A 14,860-nucleotide genomic window follows, 5' to 3' on the forward strand; every position below is an offset into this window, starting at 1 on the left:
GAGAAGCCTAGCCAATGCCACTTCGCCGATTCTTCCGGATATGTCGGATAGTTGGCTTTACCTGCCGGTGATCACGGTACGCAATGGAAACATGCCTCCGCGTATTCCTGGGGGTGAGCGGAAAATGCCACGGTATCCGGGTTGGCCTCGGCAATCGCCCAGAACCATCGCTTCTCCGACAACGAGTGATGAGATTGCGCCTTTCGGTGATCGGGCAGAAAAACCGCAGGCGGGAGCCCATGGTTCCCGTACTGCGGGATATCGGGGGAGCACGATGCGCATCACCGGTGCGGCCCTTGGCTGCGCGCTTCTCGCCGCCGCGGCGGTGGCCTGCGGCGCGGGCTCGGGCGGTTCGAGCGGCGAGGCCGTCCTGTCGCGGGCCACGCGGGCCCTGGAAGAGGTGGAGGACCCGTCGGTGGACTTCGCCGACCGTGCCGGCACCGCGTGGCGATCGCCGTTCCGGCCGGCGAGCCAGGAGTGCGGCAGGCTGTTCGACCTCGCCGAGGGCAAGACCGGCGACCTCGCGTCCGGGCGGGCGGAGGCGACGGCCTTCCGCGGCGACCAGCTCGGCGAGAGCGCCGGGGTCGTGCTCGCCGTCTACCCGCCCAGCCAGGCGGGCCAGGCGCTGCGCGGCGTCGCCGACCTCATGCGCGGCTGCTCGGTCGCCGCGATGGGCACCGCGGGCGGAGGCGACCGCCTCGTCGGCTCGTCGCTGCCCGTGGGCCCGATCGGGGACGGGGTGGAGGCGCGGAGGTTCAAAGGCAGGGTCGGCGGCTACCCGTACGAGATGCACCTGGTCGTGGTGCGTTCGGGGAACGTGCTGATCTCCCTGGTGCACACGGGCCTGGCCAAGCTGGACCCCGAACGGACCGAGGATCTGGCGACCATCCTCGCCACCAAGGTCCGCGAGGCCGCCGAGTAGCCTGATGCCCGTGACTGAGACCACCCTCGACCCCGAGGACAGCAAGATCATCACCTTGGCCCGCGCCGCCCGCGCCCGCAACGGGACCACGCAGGGCGCCGCCGTGCGCGACGAGACCGGGCGCACCTACACCGCGACCAACGTGGACCTGCCCTCGCTCAAGCTGTCCGCCGTCCAGGTCGCCGTCGCCATGGCCGTCTCCAGCGGAGCCGTGTCGCTGGAGGCCGCCGCGCTCGTCAGCCAGGAGGAGGAGCCGGGCGAGCAGGACCTGGCGGCCATCGAGGACCTCGGCAACGCCATCTTGTTCATGGCCGACGCCGACGGCACCGTCAAGGGCCGCTACATCTGACACCCGGCCCCGGGGCGTCGTCCCGGCGGGACGGTGGGGGGCGCTCCGTCTGATCGGCGACAATGGGTGGCGTGAGTTCCTCATCCGCTGAGTTCCGTGCCGGGTTCGCCTGCTTCGTCGGCAGGCCCAACGTCGGCAAGTCGACGCTGATGAACGCGCTGGTCGGCGCCAAGGTGGCGATCACCTCGTCCAAGCCCCAGACGACCCGCCGGGCCATCCGGGGGATCGTCAACCGGCCCGGCGCCCAGCTCGTCATCGTCGACACGCCGGGCCTGCACCGCCCGCGCACCCTGCTCGGCGAGCGCCTGGACAGTCTGGTGCTGTCGACCCTCACCGAGGTCGACGCCATCGGCTTCTGCGTGCCGGCCAACGAGGAGATCGGCAAGGGCGACCGGTTCATCGCCGAGAAGCTCGCGGCCGTCAAAAAGACCCCGGTGATCGCCGTGGTGACCAAGTGCGACCTGGCGTCGCGTGAGCAGATCGCCGCGCGGCTCCTGGACGTGTCGCGGCTCGCGGACTTCGCCGAGATCGTCCCGGTCTCCGCCCGGTCGGGCGAGCAACTCGACGTGCTGGCCGACCTGCTGGTCGCGCGCCTTCCGCAGTCCCCGCCGCTGTACGTGGACGGAGAGCTGACCGACGAGCCGGAGCAGGTGCTGGTCGGCGAGCTGATCCGCGAGGCGGCCCTCGAAGGGGTTCGCGACGAGCTTCCCCACTCGATCGCCGTGGTGGTCGAGGAGATGGTGCCCCGGGAGGGCCGCGACGACCTCCTCGACGTGTACGCCCAGATGTTCGTCGAGCGCCCCTCCCAGAAGGCCATCGTCATCGGCCCCAAGGGCGCCCGCCTGAAGGACGTCGGCACCCGCGCCCGCAAGCAGATCGAGGCGCTGCTGGGCACCCACGTCTACCTCGACCTGCGCATCAAGGTCGCCAAAGACTGGCAGCGCGACCCCAAGCAACTCCGCCGCCTCGGCTTCTACGACTGATCGGAGCGCCGGGCGGTGGCAGGTCCGCACCGGACTCGGCCGGCCGGGGCCCGGCGCGCGCCGAGGCGCCGAGATCAGGAGCGGCCCAGACCCCAGGTGAGGCGGGCGCGGAGGGTCGCGGCGTCGGGGGCGAGGGCGGACACCAGCGTGCCGGGACCCGCCAAGGGCAGGACGGCGCAGCCCTCCGCGATCACCGAGGCGTGCCCTCGCGGGTTGCCCGGCCGGCCACCGTTGCCCGGGCCGGGGTGGCCGAAGGCCGGGCCGGCGAGCAGGACGCTGCCGACGCATCGGGCGTCGCCGTACACCGCGGGGCTGCCGTCCACGGCCGGGTCGCCGACGACGAACTCCTGCCGCAGCAGCGGCACACCGCCGATCGTCGCGTCGAAACGCGAGTGGCAGGTGCCCGGCCGCTCGCCGTAGCGGCCGAAGACGATCTCCTCCCGCCAGGACACCGACGCGCCCTCCTCCAGGACGAGCCGGACGACCATGCGGTGCGCGCAGCCGGCCGCGAGGACGGTCGGCTCGGGGGCGTACCGCAGCGTGGCCCCCGCCCCGACGCGGGCCTCCACGACGGTCAGCGACTCCCCATTCCCGGGCAGCACGAGGGTGCTCGCCACCGAGGCGATCTCCAGGGTGGTGTGCGGCGCCACGTCGACGGCGAGTTCGAGGCGGTCGCCGCCGAGCGGCCCCGCCGCCGTCGACACCAGGTGCACCGTGCCGTGTCCTGTCTGGCGCAGGGTCAGCGGCGGGTCGGACCGGAGCGTGCCGAGCACGGTACGCCCGCCGACCAGCTCGGTCCCCACCGCCGCCCGTGCGTCCAACAGGGTCAGGCGTTCGCGGTGGGGACGGCCGGATCGTGCGGGTGGTCCCGGGTGTGGGCCCAGGACTCGACCACCCCGTGCACCCACTGGGCGACCGAGTAGACCTCGGGCACCTCCCTGATCGAGGTGAACAGCACCGGCTTGCCGTCGCGTACGGCCGCCGCGTCCCTGGACATCACCGTCAGGTCGGCGCCGACGTGCTTCGCCAGATCGGTCTTGTTGATCACCAGCAGGTCGGCGGTGGTGACGCCGGGCCCTCCCTTGCGGGGGACCTTGTCGCCGCCGGACACGTCCAGCACGAAGATCTGCTGGTCGGCCAGCCCTCTGCTGAAGGTGGCGGTCAGGTTGTCGCCGCCGCTCTCCACGATCACCAGGTCGAGCGGGCCGAAGCGTTCCTCCAGGCTCTCGACCGCGTCCAGGTTGGCCGCGATGTCGTCGCGGATGGCGGTGTGCGGGCAGCAGCCGGTCTGCACGGCGACGATGCGCTCGGGGTCGAGCACGCCGGCCCTGCGCAGGAAGTCGGCGTCCTCGGTGGTGTAGATGTCGTTGGTGACCACGCCCAGGCGCAGCACCGGTCCGAGCGTGCGGCACAGCGCGGCGACCAGAGCGGTCTTGCCGCTCCCGACGGGCCCGCCTACGCCGAGGCGCAGTGCTCTGCCGTCGGCGTCGGGGGAGTCGTGGCGGTCCTCGTGGTTAGCTGACAAAGAGCCGTACCTCCGTGCGTAGGTGCTGTTCGGCCAGCAGGTCGAGTGCGGGAGCGGCGTGCGCGGGAAGTCTCTCCCACGCGGCGCGGGCGCCGGCCGTGCGGGCCACGCTTGTAAGGTCCGGCACGAGGCCGGCGAGCACCCGGTGCACGACGACGGGGTCGAGCCCGAGCAACCGGACCGCCGCGGTGGCCGGTCCGGTGATCGAGGTGTACGCGGCGGCGAGCGCCGCGTCGTGGGGCGAGCACCCGGCGGCGGCGGACACCGCGCCGAGGGCGATCGGGTGGTGGGCGCCGTCCGGTACGGCTCCCGCCAGCGTGTCCAGCGCGGGGGACGGCCAGATGCGGCGCGCGCTTCTGAGCAGGAGCCTGCCCTGGGTGCGCGCGGCGTTCCGCTGCGCGGGTGAGGCCGTACGGGCATCGGCCTCCGCGTCCAGCTCCCGCCACGCGCTCTCCGGGGCCGCGCCGGCGGCGGGCTCGTCCGGCCGGGTGCCCGCCTGATCCGCGGCGGCTCCGGGTGCGGTGGCGAGTTCGCAGGCGGCGGCGGCGAGGGCGGCGGCGACCAGGCCGGCCGTGGTGAGCCGGCCGCGGAGGAACCGCGCCAGGTCCTCCGGGCCGGTGATCGCCCCGGTTCGCACCGCCTCCTCCGCGCCTCCGGAGTGGCCGTGGCCACCGGCCGGAAGCCGGGAGTCGGCGAGTAGCAGCAGCGCCGCGTCCATGATCAGAACAGGAAGTAGCGCTGGGCCATGGGGAGCTCCTCGGCCGGGGCGGGCTCGATGAGCTCGCCCTCCACGCGGACCGCGAACGTGTCGGGGTCCACCTCGATGGCCGGGAGCGCGTCGTTGAGCGGCATGGACTCCTTCCGCCGGGTGCGCACATCGGCGACCGGCACCAGCCGCCGGTTGATCCGCAGCCGGTCCGCCAGGCCGTCCTCGATGGCGAGCGGCGCGACGAAGTGCAGGGAGGTGGCGGCCGCGGTCACCGGGGCCGCGCCGAACATGGGCCGGGGCATCACCGGCTGGGGGGTGGGGATGGAGGCGTTGGCGTCGCCCATCTGCGCGTAGGCGATGACGCCGCCCTTGACCACCAGCTGCGGCTTGACCCCGAAGAACGCCGGTTCCCACAGGACGAGGTCGGCGAGCTTGCCGGCCTCGACCGAGCCGACGTGCGCGTCCAGCCCGTGGGCGATGGCCGGGCAGATCGTATATTTCGCTATATAACGCCGGGCGCGGAGGTTGTCGGCCCGGCCGTCTCCCGGCAGCGAGCCCCTGCGTCTTTTCATCACGTGCGCCGTCTGCCACGTCCTGATGATGGTCTCGCCGACCCGCCCCATCGCCTGGGAGTCCGACCCGATCATCGAGATGGCGCCGATGTCGTGCAGCACGTCCTCGGCGGCCATCGTCGTCGGCCGGATGCGCGACTCGGCGAAGGCGAGGTCCTCCGGCACGGAGGGGTTGAGGTGATGGCAGACCATCAGCATGTCGAGGTGCTCGTCGAGCGTGTTGACGGTGTGCGGGCGCGTCGGGTTGGTCGAGGACGGCAGCACGTTCGCATGCGCCGCGACGCGGATGATGTCGGGCGCGTGCCCGCCCCCCGCGCCCTCGGTGTGGTAGGCGTGGATCGTCCGGTCACCGATGGCCCGCAGCGTCGACTCGACGAAACCGGCCTCGTTCAGCGTGTCGGTGTGGATCGCGACCTGCACGCCGGTGGCGTCCGCGACGCGCAGGCAGGCGTCGATGGCGGCCGGCGTCGTGCCCCAGTCCTCATGCAGCTTGAACCCCGAGGCCCCGGCCCTGAGCTGCTCCAGCAGGCCGTCCTCGCTCACGGTGTTGCCCTTGCCGAGCAGCGCGACGTTGACGGGCATCCCGTCCATCGACTCCAGCATCCGCGCCAGGTACCACGTGCCGGTGACGGTGGTCGCCTTGGTGCCCTCGGCGGGCCCGGTGCCGCCGCCGATGACGGTGGTCACCCCGGCGGCGAGGGCCTCGTCCACGATCTGCGGGCAGATCAGGTGGACGTGCGAGTCGATCGCGCCGGCCGTGATGATCTTGCCGTTGCCCGCCAGGATCTCGGTGGAGGGGCCGATCACCAGGTCGGGGTGGACGCCGTCCATCGTGTCGGGGTTCCCGGCCTTGCCGATGGCGGTGATATGCCCGTCCCTGACCCCGATGTCGGCCTTGACCACTCCCCAGTGGTCCAGGATGACGGCTCCGGTGATCACCAGGTCGGGGGCGCCCTCGGCGCGGGTCGCCCTGGCCTGTCCCATGGACTCGCGGATGACCTTGCCGCCGCCGAACACGACCTCGTCGCCCGCGCCCTCCCGTCCCCGGGAGAGGTCGTCCGACACCTCGATGAACAGGTCGGTGTCCGCGAGCCGGATCCGGTCACCGGTCGTCGGGCCGTACAGCGCGGCGTACCGCGAACGCTCGATCGCCGGCTCACTCATGGGGACCCCTCCACGCCCGCACGGGCGTCGAGCGGCCCGGCCCATTCGGAGCGCAGGCCGGGGACGATCCGCCGTCCGCCGATCGGCACCAGTGTCACGTCGCGCTCGATGCCGGGCTCGAACCTGACGGCCGTGCCGGCGGGCACGTCCAGGCGCCTGCCCCACGCGGCGTCCCGGTCGAAGGCCAGCCCGGGGTTCGCGGCGGCGAAATGGTAGTGCGACCCCACCTGGATCGGCCGGTCGGCGGTGTTCACCACGCGGAGGGTCAGGCGTTCGCGGCCGGGGTTCAGCGGGATGGGATCCTCGGCGTGAATGATCTCGCCGGGCGTCATGGGCGCGGACGGCATGGGACCTCCCGGCGCGGGGCCGTCCTCCATCGGGCCGTCCTCCATCGGGGCGGGCGTCAAAGGATCGGCCGATGGACGGTGACCAGCTTCGTGCCGTCGGGGAACGTCGCCTCGATCTGCACCGATTCCAGCATCTCGGGGATCCCCTCCATGACGTCCTCGCGGCGGAGCACCTTGCGTCCCGCCTCCATCAGATCGGCGACCGTCCGGCCGTCCCGCGCCCCCTCCAGGAGGAACGAGGCGATGATCGCGGTCGCCTCCGGATGGTTCAGGCGCAGCCCACGGGCCTGGCGCTCGCGGGCGACTCCCGCGGCGACGTGGATGAGCAGGCGTTCCTGTTCGTGTGGGGTGAGCCGCATGGCCGGACACTAGGCAACGACCGTTTCGGTGACGTGACGGCGTCATTTCCACTCTGTGTCGGACTTCCGCAGGCCGGTGATCGCCTCTTCCCGGCCTTCTCGATTCCATTCCCGGCAAAGCCCGCTCCCGTCCGGGCAGGTCCCGGCGATCTTCATGAGCCGCTATTCGAGCGTCTATTACGGTCGCGCTTCGCGGTCCGTTCGTGTTGTTGCGGTGAAGAGCCGGTAAACGGCAATTAACAATCGTGACGTCGGCGGGAAACCTGCCTCGATCACCTTGGCGGCAGATGGTCGGTGCGGGGGCCGTATCGGCAAGGAGGAGTAATTGCGAAATTCAGCTTGGCGTATCGGGGCCGCGATCGCGGTCCTGGCAACCGGGCTCGCGGCCTGCGGTGGGGAGCCATCGACGACCACGGGCGGCACGGCCGCCGCATCGGGTGGAGGCGACACCATCAAGGTCGGGCTCCTGCACTCCCTCAGTGGCACCATGGCCATCAGCGAGGTCACCGTGCGCGACGCGGAACTGCTCGCCGTCGAGGAGATCAACAAGGCCGGCGGTGTGCTCGGCAAGCAGCTCGTCCCGGTCGCCGAGGACGGCGCGTCGGACTGGCCGACCTTCGCGGAGAAGGCCACCAAGCTGATCGCCCAGGACAAGGTGGCGACGGTGTTCGGCGGCTGGACCTCCGCGAGCCGCAAGGCCATGCTCCCGGTGTTCGAAAAGCGCAAGGCCCTGCTTTGGTACCCGGTGCAGTACGAGGGCCTGGAGAGCTCGCCGTACATCTTCTACACCGGCGCCACCACCAACCAGCAGATCGTCCCCGGCCTCGACTATCTCAAGGAAAAGGGCAAGAAGAAGATCTTCCTGGTCGGCAGCGACTACGTCTTCCCGCGTACCGCGAACAAAATCATCAAGGCGTACGCCGCGGCGAACGGAATGCAGGTTCTCGGCGAGGAATACACGCCGCTCGGCCACACCGAATACAGCACGCTGGTGAACAAGGTCGTGGCCGCGAAGCCGGACGCGGTGTTCAACACCCTGAACGGTGACAGCAATGTCGCCTTCTTCAAGCAGCTGAAGAGCGCGGGAGTGACCGCCGAGCAGATGCCGGTCATGTCGGTGAGCGTCGCCGAGGAGGAGGTCAAGGGAATCGGTGTCGACAACATCGCCGGCCACCTCGTGGCGTGGAACTACTACCAGACCACCGAGAACCCGGCCAACGCCAAGTTCGTCGAGGCGTTCAAGGCGAAGTACGGCGCCGACCGGGTCACCTCCGACCCGATGGAGGCCGGCTACAACGCCGTCTACCTGTGGGCCGAGGCGGTCAAGAAGGCCGGCACGACCGAGGTCGAGGCCGTCAAGAAGGCCGCGGGAGGCATCGCGCTCGAGCGGCCCGAGGGCACGGTGACGATCGACGGCGAGAACCAGCACATGTACAAGACCGCCAGGATCGGCGTCATCGAGCCGGACGGCCAGATCAAGGAGGTCTGGAACTCGGGCAAGCCGATCAAGCCCGATCCCTACCTGAAGACCTATTCCTGGGCCGGCGGCCTCACCTGACCGCGGCAGGGCGGTAGAGCGGTACGGCGGAACGTGGAACGTGGCCGGGTTCGAGGCGAGCCTCCACCCGGCCACTCACAAGGGACCGAGCACGAGGAGCACCCCATCAGCTACAGCGAGACGGCCGCCCGGCGGCACGCGGAATCGGCGGGGAAGGCAAGGGAGGTGGGCCCCGGATGGAGGCCATAGTCAACCAGCTTCCCATCGGGCTCTCGATCGCAGCCGTGCTGCTGCTCATCGCGCTCGGCCTGACCTTCACGTTCGGCCAGATGGGCGTGATCAACATGGCCCACGGCGAGTTCATCATGGCGGGCGCCTACACCGCCTACCTGCTCCAGGGCTGGGCGGGACGCCAGGCGGTGCTCGTCGCGCTGCCCGTGGCGTTCGTGGTGGCCGGGGTGATGGGGCTGATCCTGGAACGGGTGGCCATCCGGCACTTCTACGGCCGCCCCCTGGACACGCTCCTGCTCACCTGGGGGGTCAGCCTGGTGCTGCAGCAGCTCGCCAGGGACCTGTTCGGCGCGCCCAACGTGCAGGTGCGCGCGCCTGAGTGGCTTCAGGGCGGTGTCGGCATCCTGCCGTACAACCGGCTGTTCATCTTCGCGCTCGCCGTCGGCAGCGTCGTGGCGATCTGGGGGTACATGAACCGCACGTCCCAGGGGCGGCGCATGCAGGCGGTCATGCAGAACCGGCAACTCGCCGCCGTCAGCGGCATCAACACCGGACGGGTCGACCAGCGCACGTTCTTCATCGGCTCCGGCCTGGCGGGGATCGCCGGGGTGGCGCTCACCCTGATCGGCCCGGTCGGCCCGGCCCTCGGCACCTACTACATCGTCGACGCGTTCCTCGTCGTGGTCGCGGGCGGCCTCGGGCAGCTGCGCGGCGCGCTGATCGCGGCGGCCGCCCTGGGCCTGCTCAACTCCTACGCGGAGTTCTGGACCAACGCCAGCCTGGCCAAGGTCATCGTCTTCGTCGTCATCATCGCGTTCCTCCAGATACGGCCGCAGGGACTGTTCGTGCTCAAGGCGAGGGCCCTCACATGACGACGACCGTGCGGAACGTCGTGCGGGTCGCGCCGCCGCCCGCCGGCCCGTCGTGGCGCGGCCGGCTCAGGGCGCCCGCGGTGTTCGTCCTGGTGGCCGTGCTGGCCCTGGTGGTGGCGCCGCTGCTGCTGGAGCCGTTCCGGCTCGGGCTGCTGGCCAAGTACCTCTGCTTCGGCATCGTCGCGCTCGGCATCGGGCTGGCGTGGGGGCAGGGCGGCATGCTCACCCTCGGCCAGGGGGTGTTCTTCGGGCTCGGCGGCTACGCGATGGGCATGTACCTCAAGTTGCACGACGCGGGCGGCGACCTGCCGGACTTCATGGTGTGGAGCGGCGTGGAGAAGCTCCCTGCGCTGTGGGTCCCCTTCGAGAACCCGGTCTTCGCCGTCGCCTTCGCCGTCATCGGACCGGTCGTCCTGGCCGTCCTGCTCGGCTCGCTGGTCTTCCGGCAGCGGGTGCGCGGCGCCTACTTCGCGATCCTGACGCAGGCGCTCGCCGCGGCGACCGTCATCCTGCTGGTCGGGCAGCAGGGGCTGACCGGCGGCACCAACGGCCTGACCAACTTCTTCGACCTGTTCGGCCAGGACCTCGCCGCCGACGGCACGCAGCGCGGGCTGTACATCGTCGTGGCGGCCGTCCTCGGCGTGCTGTACCTGGTGGCCTGGCAGCTCGTCCGCAGCCGGTTCGGCCGGTTGCTGATCGCCATCAGGGACGGCGAGGACCGGGTGCGGTTCCTCGGCTACAACCCCGCCACCGTCAAGACCGTCACCTTCGCGGTCTCGGCGGGCATGGCCGGCCTGGCTGGGGCGCTGTTCGTGCCCGTCGTCGGCATCATCTCGCCGGCCCTGCTCGGCGTGGTGCCCTCCCTGGAGCTGGTCGTCGCCGTGGCCGTGGGCGGCCGGTTCTCGCTGGCGGGAGCCGTGCTCGGCGCCGTGGTGATGGGGTACGCCAAGACCTCCTTCAGCGAGCAGTTCGCCGACGGCTGGCTCTACCTGCAAGGAGCGCTGTTCATCCTGGTCATGACCCTGGCGCCCAAGGGCATCTTCGGCCTGGCCGCCACCGCCCGCGACTTCGTCGTGTCGAGGAGGCCGCGGACGGGCCGTCCCCTGATGAGCACGGGAACCGCGGACATCGGCGGCCCCCTGATCGAGGCACAGGAGCCGCGAGCATGAGCGGAGCCCTGCTGGAGGTGCGCGACCTGTCGGTGGTGTTCGACGGGTTCCGCGCCATCGACGGGATCGACCTCACGGTCGAGCAGGGGGAGCTGCGCTTCCTCATCGGCCCGAACGGCGCCGGCAAGACCACGTTGATCGACGTGATCACCGGCCTGACCCGGCCCGCCGCGGGCTCGGTGCGGTTCGAGGGCCGGGATCTCGTCGGGCGCAAGGAACACGAGATCGTCCGCATGGGCGTGGGCCGCACGTTCCAGACCTCGGTGGTCTTCGAGCAGCTCAGCGTGGTGGAGAACCTCGACCTTGCCGCGTCGTTCCGCAGGCCGCTGTGGTCGCTGGCCCGGCGCCGCCGCGGGGTGTCCGACGCCGTCGACGCGGCCATGCGCACCACCGGCCTGGACGCGCTCGCGGACCGGCCCGCCGGCGTGCTCTCCCACGGCCAGCGGCAGTGGCTGGAGATCGGCATGCTGATCGCGCAGCGGCCCCGGCTGCTGCTGCTGGACGAGCCGGTCGCCGGGATGTCCGGCGATGAGCGGGCGCGGACGGGCGAGTTGCTCACCGAGATCGCCAAGGACCACACGGTGATCGTCGTCGAGCACGACATGGACTTCCTGCGGCGGTACGCGTCCCAGGTGACGGTGCTGCACGAGGGCAAGGTGCTGGTGGAGGGCTCCGTCGACGAGGTCAGGGCGGACCCCCGCGTGCAGGAGGTCTACCTGGGCCGGGCGGACGACAAGAGCCGGACCGGCGGCGGCGGCGAGGGCCGCGCCGGCGGCGATGGCGATGGCCCGGCCGACGGCAGGAGCCAGGCCGGCGACGGCGAGAAGAGCAGAGGTCCGGCCGTCGGCTCGGCGGCCGGGGAGGTGAAGTGATGCTGTCGGTACAGGGGCTTTCGGCCGGGTACGGCAGGGCGCGGGTGCTGTTCGACGTCTCGTTCGACGTCGAGCCGGGCAGCCTCGTCTCCGTCATGGGACGCAACGGCGTGGGCAAGACCACGCTGCTCAACACCGTGATGGGCGTGCTGCCCGCCACGGCGGGCACCGTCACGTTCGAGGGCAGGGACGTGACGCGGCTGCGGCCCGACGAGCGGGTGCGGCTCGGCCTGGGGTACGTCCCCCAGGGGCACGAGACGTTCCCGCAGCTCAGCGTGATGGGAAACCTCCAGGTGACAGTGGAGGCGTCCACCCACAAGGACAACACCGCGATCGAGGAGGCCCTCGAGGTGTTCCCCCGGCTGAAACCGCTGCTGAAGAGGCGCGCGGGCTTCCTGTCCGGAGGTCAGCAGCAGCAGCTCGCGATGGCGCGGGCACTGGTCACCCGGCCCAAGCTGCTGATCCTGGACGAGCCGACGGAGGGCATCCAGCCGTCCATCATCCTGGAGATCGAGGAGGCCATCGAGCGGCTGCACACCTCGGGGCTGTCGGTGCTCCTGGTCGAGCAGTACCTCGATCTCGCGCTCCGGCTCGCCGACCGCTTCCTCATCCTGGACGCCGGGCACGTCGTGCGGGCGGGCACCGCCGAGGAACTGCGTGAGGAAGAGGTGCACCGCCTCCTGGCCGTCTGACGCGTGCGCGCCCGCCGGTCACTCCCGGGACCTGCCGACCCGTTGCACCTCGATGGGCAGGTGGGAGTAGTGGAGGTCGAACGCCGGGCGCTCGGAGCGTATCGGCGGGAGGCGCGTGAAGTTGTGCCGGGGCGGCGGGCAGGACGTCGCCCATTCCAGGGAGTTGCCGAAGCCCCAGGGGTCGTCGACGGTCACCTTGGGAGCGTGCCGCCAGGTATGCCAGACGTTGTACAGGAACGGCAGCGTGGAGGCGCCCAGGATGAACCCGCCGATGGACGAGATCATGTTCCCGACCTCGAAGCCCTCAGTCGGGGTGTAGTCGGCGTAGCGGCGCGGAAGACCCTGCGCGCCGAGCCAGTGCTGCACCAGGAAGGTGGTGTGGAAGCCGATGAACAGTAGCCAGAAGTGCCACTTGCCCAGCGTGTCGTTGAGCATCTTGCCGGTGAGCTTGGGCCACCAGAAGTAGAAGCCGGAGAACATCGCGAACACGACGGTGCCGAAGACGACGTAGTGGAAGTGGGCCACCACGAAGTAGCTGTCGCTCACGTGGAAGTCCAGCGGCGGCGAGGCCAGGATGACGCCGGTGAGGCCGCCGAACAGGAACGTCACCAGGAAGCCCACCGCGAACAGCATCGCCGGCGGGAAGGTGAGCTGGCCGCGCCACATGGTGCCGATCCAGTTGAAGAACTTCACGCCGGTCGGCACGGCGATCAGGAAGGTCATGAACGAGAAGAACGGCAGCAGCACCTGGCCGGTGACGAACATGTGGTGCGCCCACACGGTCATCGACAGTCCGGCGATGGCGATCGTCGCGCCGACCAGGCCGATGTAGCCGAAGATCGGCTTGCGGCTGAAGACCGGCAGCACCTCGGTGATGATGCCGAAGAACGGCAGCGCGATGATGTACACCTCTGGATGCCCGAAGAACCAGAACAGGTGCTGCCACAGCAGCGCCCCGCCGGTGGCGGCGTCGTAGACGTGCGCGTTCAACCTCCGGTCGGCCTCCAGGGCCAGCAGCGCCGCGGCCAGGACCGGGAAGGCGAGCAGCACCATCATGCTGGTCAGCAGGGTGTTCCAGCAGAAGATGGGCATCCGGAACATCGTCATGCCGGGCGCCCGCATGGCGATGATCGTGGTGATGAAGTTCACCGCGCCGAGGATCGTGCCGAGACCGGACATGACCAGTCCCATGATCCACAGATCCTTGCCGATGCCGGGGGAGTACGTCTGATCGGACAGCGGGGCGTACGCCGTCCAGCCGAAGTCGGCCGCGCCGTCGGCGCTGCCGAACCCCCCCAGCGCGATGAGGCCGCCGAACAGGAACAGCCAGTAGCTGAACATGTTGAGCCGGGGGAACGCCACGTCGGGCGCGCCGATCTGTAACGGCATGATGGCGTTGGCGAACCCGGCGAACAGGGGGGTGGCGAAGAGCAGCAGCATGAGCGCGCCGTGCATGGTGAACATCTCGTTGTACTGCTTGTTGGTGACGAACTGGAGCCCCGGCCGGGCCAGCTCGGCCCGGATGATCATGGCCATCACGCCGGCGATCAGGAAGAACGCGAACGATGTGATGAGGTACAAGTTGCCGATCACCTTGTGATCGGTGGACGTCGCCCAGTTCAGCATCAGCCGGCCCTTGCGGGCGAGTTTGCTCACCGGCGCCGGCGCTACACGCGTGTAGATCACAAGACCCCCCGCCACGGTCTGGTCATCGTGCTACTTGTGGGTCGTAGTCCGATTACAGCGCGCGAAAAGGGATAAATGGCGAAATAGGCGGCAAAGAGGGCGGAGTACACGGCCAGGGTTTCTTTACGGAAACACCGGCCGTGACGCGTCCGTCCCCGGCGGCCTCAGCCGGGAAACCCGCCCCGGCCGCCGGCGCGGCAGCGGGGAGTCACCGTCACTCCAAGAGGACCGTCACCTCAAGGGGACCGCTCGTTCAAGGGGACCGCCGGTTCAAAGGGACCGCCGGTTCAGGACGTCGATGAGCAGGCGCCCGGCGGTCCAAGTGCCGCCGGGAGTCGCCGTCCTTCAGGGGGACGTCACTGCTCGTAGCTCTCGACCTCGTCCACGGGCCGCGGGGTGGAGAAGTCGGGGTCCTCGCCGAACTCCCTGCGCGCCTTGCGCTGGCGCAGGAGGTCCCAGCACTGGTCCAGCGCCTCCTCCAGTTCACGGACGCGGCCCCGCTCGTCGTCCGTGGAGACCTCTCCCGTCACGACCCGCCCGCGCAGATCGTGCTCCTCCGCGATGAGGTCCTTTATCTTCGCTAGAATCTCGCCATCCTGCATGGTGGTGCCTCCCATCTTCACCAGGGAGCTTACGGGGGCACAGAGGGACGACGCCTCTCACCCCGGCTCCGGGCTCCCCGACCCCTCCCGGCATCCCGGCGCCGCGCTTCCCGCCCCCCTGCCGCACCCCTGGCCCGGCGGTCACGTATCAGGAACGGCCCAACGTCTGCTAACGTCGACGTATGCTGCGCGGGCTGCTTCTTAGCTGCCGCGGCGAGGGCCTGTAAGAGGCCGGCTCCCTCGTCGCGGAGCGAGCCATGCGCGTCGGCCGCTTGAGGGTTCAATCCCGGTGGCGACCTCTCTCTGAT

16 protein-coding genes are annotated in these 14,860 nt (G+C 70.4%); 8 read left to right on the forward strand and 8 right to left on the reverse strand.

The annotated features are described in order from the left end of the window. The first annotated feature begins 274 nt into the window (after positions 1-274). The 3 genes from MYF83_RS15540 (at position 275) to era (ending at position 2,254) form a co-directional block, all read left to right on the forward strand. Positions 275-922: a hypothetical protein gene (locus tag MYF83_RS15540; RefSeq protein ID WP_248961055.1), complete on the forward strand. Its 648-nt coding sequence runs from the start codon at positions 275-277 to the stop codon at positions 920-922. Between the two features lie 10 nt (positions 923-932). After that, positions 933-1,271, forward strand: a complete 339-nt coding sequence (locus MYF83_RS15545; RefSeq protein ID WP_248961056.1) for a cytidine deaminase-like protein — start codon at positions 933-935, stop codon at positions 1,269-1,271. A 62-nt stretch (positions 1,272-1,333) separates the two neighbouring features. Then, on the forward strand, positions 1,334-2,254 hold the full coding sequence (gene era, locus MYF83_RS15550; protein WP_248961057.1) for a GTPase Era: 921 nt from the start codon (positions 1,334-1,336) through the stop codon (positions 2,252-2,254). A gap of 74 nt (positions 2,255-2,328) precedes the next feature. Here the strand turns inward: era and MYF83_RS15555 are convergent, their stop codons facing one another. From MYF83_RS15555 to MYF83_RS15580, 6 genes are read right to left on the reverse strand one after another with little or no spacing between them, the layout of a single operon-like run. Continuing rightward, positions 2,329-3,057, reverse strand: a complete 729-nt coding sequence (locus MYF83_RS15555) for an urease accessory protein UreD (RefSeq protein ID WP_248961058.1) — start codon at positions 3,055-3,057, stop codon at positions 2,329-2,331. 23 nt (positions 3,058-3,080) lie between these two features. Next, entirely contained in the window at positions 3,081-3,779 is a 699-nt protein-coding gene (ureG, locus tag MYF83_RS15560) for an urease accessory protein UreG (RefSeq protein WP_248961059.1), read from the reverse strand. Then, positions 3,769-4,497, reverse strand: coding sequence for an urease accessory protein UreF (locus MYF83_RS15565; RefSeq protein WP_248961060.1), 729 nt, complete (start codon positions 4,495-4,497; stop codon positions 3,769-3,771). The genes ureG and MYF83_RS15565 overlap by 11 nt, the downstream gene beginning before the upstream one ends. Positions 4,498-4,499: 2 nt before the next feature. After that, positions 4,500-6,224 carry an urease subunit alpha gene (locus MYF83_RS15570; protein WP_248961061.1) on the reverse strand — a complete coding sequence of 575 codons (1,725 nt, stop codon included), beginning with the start codon at positions 6,222-6,224 and terminating at the stop codon, positions 4,500-4,502. Further along, complete coding sequence (locus MYF83_RS15575) at positions 6,221-6,571, reverse strand: urease subunit beta (RefSeq protein ID WP_308201456.1); 351 nt, start codon at positions 6,569-6,571, stop codon at positions 6,221-6,223. The genes MYF83_RS15570 and MYF83_RS15575 overlap by 4 nt, the downstream gene beginning before the upstream one ends. A 56-nt stretch (positions 6,572-6,627) precedes the next feature. Continuing rightward, positions 6,628-6,930, reverse strand: coding sequence for an urease subunit gamma (locus tag MYF83_RS15580; protein ID WP_248961062.1), 303 nt, complete (start codon positions 6,928-6,930; stop codon positions 6,628-6,630). A gap of 325 nt (positions 6,931-7,255) precedes the next feature. On the opposite strand from MYF83_RS15580, the gene urtA reads away from it, so the two are divergent. The 5 genes from urtA to urtE all read left to right on the forward strand — a co-directional run bounded on the left by urtA (position 7,256) and on the right by urtE (position 12,264). Further along, positions 7,256-8,488: an urea ABC transporter substrate-binding protein gene (gene urtA / locus MYF83_RS15585; protein WP_248961063.1), complete on the forward strand. Its 1,233-nt coding sequence runs from the start codon at positions 7,256-7,258 to the stop codon at positions 8,486-8,488. A gap of 176 nt (positions 8,489-8,664) precedes the next feature. After that, the gene (urtB, locus tag MYF83_RS15590; RefSeq protein WP_248961064.1) at positions 8,665-9,531 is read left to right on the forward strand and encodes an urea ABC transporter permease subunit UrtB; all 867 of its coding nucleotides are present in this window, start codon (positions 8,665-8,667) and stop codon (positions 9,529-9,531) included. After that, positions 9,528-10,700 (forward strand): urea ABC transporter permease subunit UrtC, encoded by a 1,173-nt coding sequence (gene urtC, locus MYF83_RS15595; protein WP_248961065.1) that lies wholly within the window; start codon positions 9,528-9,530, stop codon positions 10,698-10,700. Before urtB ends, urtC begins: the two co-directional genes overlap by 4 nt. Further along, positions 10,697-11,572, forward strand: coding sequence for an urea ABC transporter ATP-binding protein UrtD (urtD, locus tag MYF83_RS15600; RefSeq protein ID WP_308201457.1), 876 nt, complete (start codon positions 10,697-10,699; stop codon positions 11,570-11,572). The genes urtC and urtD overlap by 4 nt, the downstream gene beginning before the upstream one ends. Then, positions 11,572-12,264, forward strand: coding sequence for an urea ABC transporter ATP-binding subunit UrtE (gene urtE, locus MYF83_RS15605; RefSeq protein ID WP_248961066.1), 693 nt, complete (start codon positions 11,572-11,574; stop codon positions 12,262-12,264). The genes urtD and urtE overlap by 1 nt, the downstream gene beginning before the upstream one ends. Before the next feature lie 18 nt (positions 12,265-12,282). On the opposite strand, the gene ctaD is transcribed toward urtE, so the two are convergent. Then, entirely contained in the window at positions 12,283-13,890 is a 1,608-nt protein-coding gene (gene ctaD / locus MYF83_RS15610) for an aa3-type cytochrome oxidase subunit I (RefSeq protein WP_248961175.1), read from the reverse strand. 416 nt (positions 13,891-14,306) lie between these two features. Next, positions 14,307-14,552 carry a DUF2630 family protein gene (locus MYF83_RS15615; RefSeq protein WP_248961067.1) on the reverse strand — a complete coding sequence of 82 codons (246 nt, stop codon included), beginning with the start codon at positions 14,550-14,552 and terminating at the stop codon, positions 14,307-14,309. Positions 14,553-14,860: the final 308 nt, after the last annotated feature.

Source organism: Sphaerisporangium perillae (genome assembly GCF_023276435.1).
GTDB lineage: Bacteria > Actinomycetota > Actinomycetes > Streptosporangiales > Streptosporangiaceae > Sphaerisporangium > Sphaerisporangium perillae.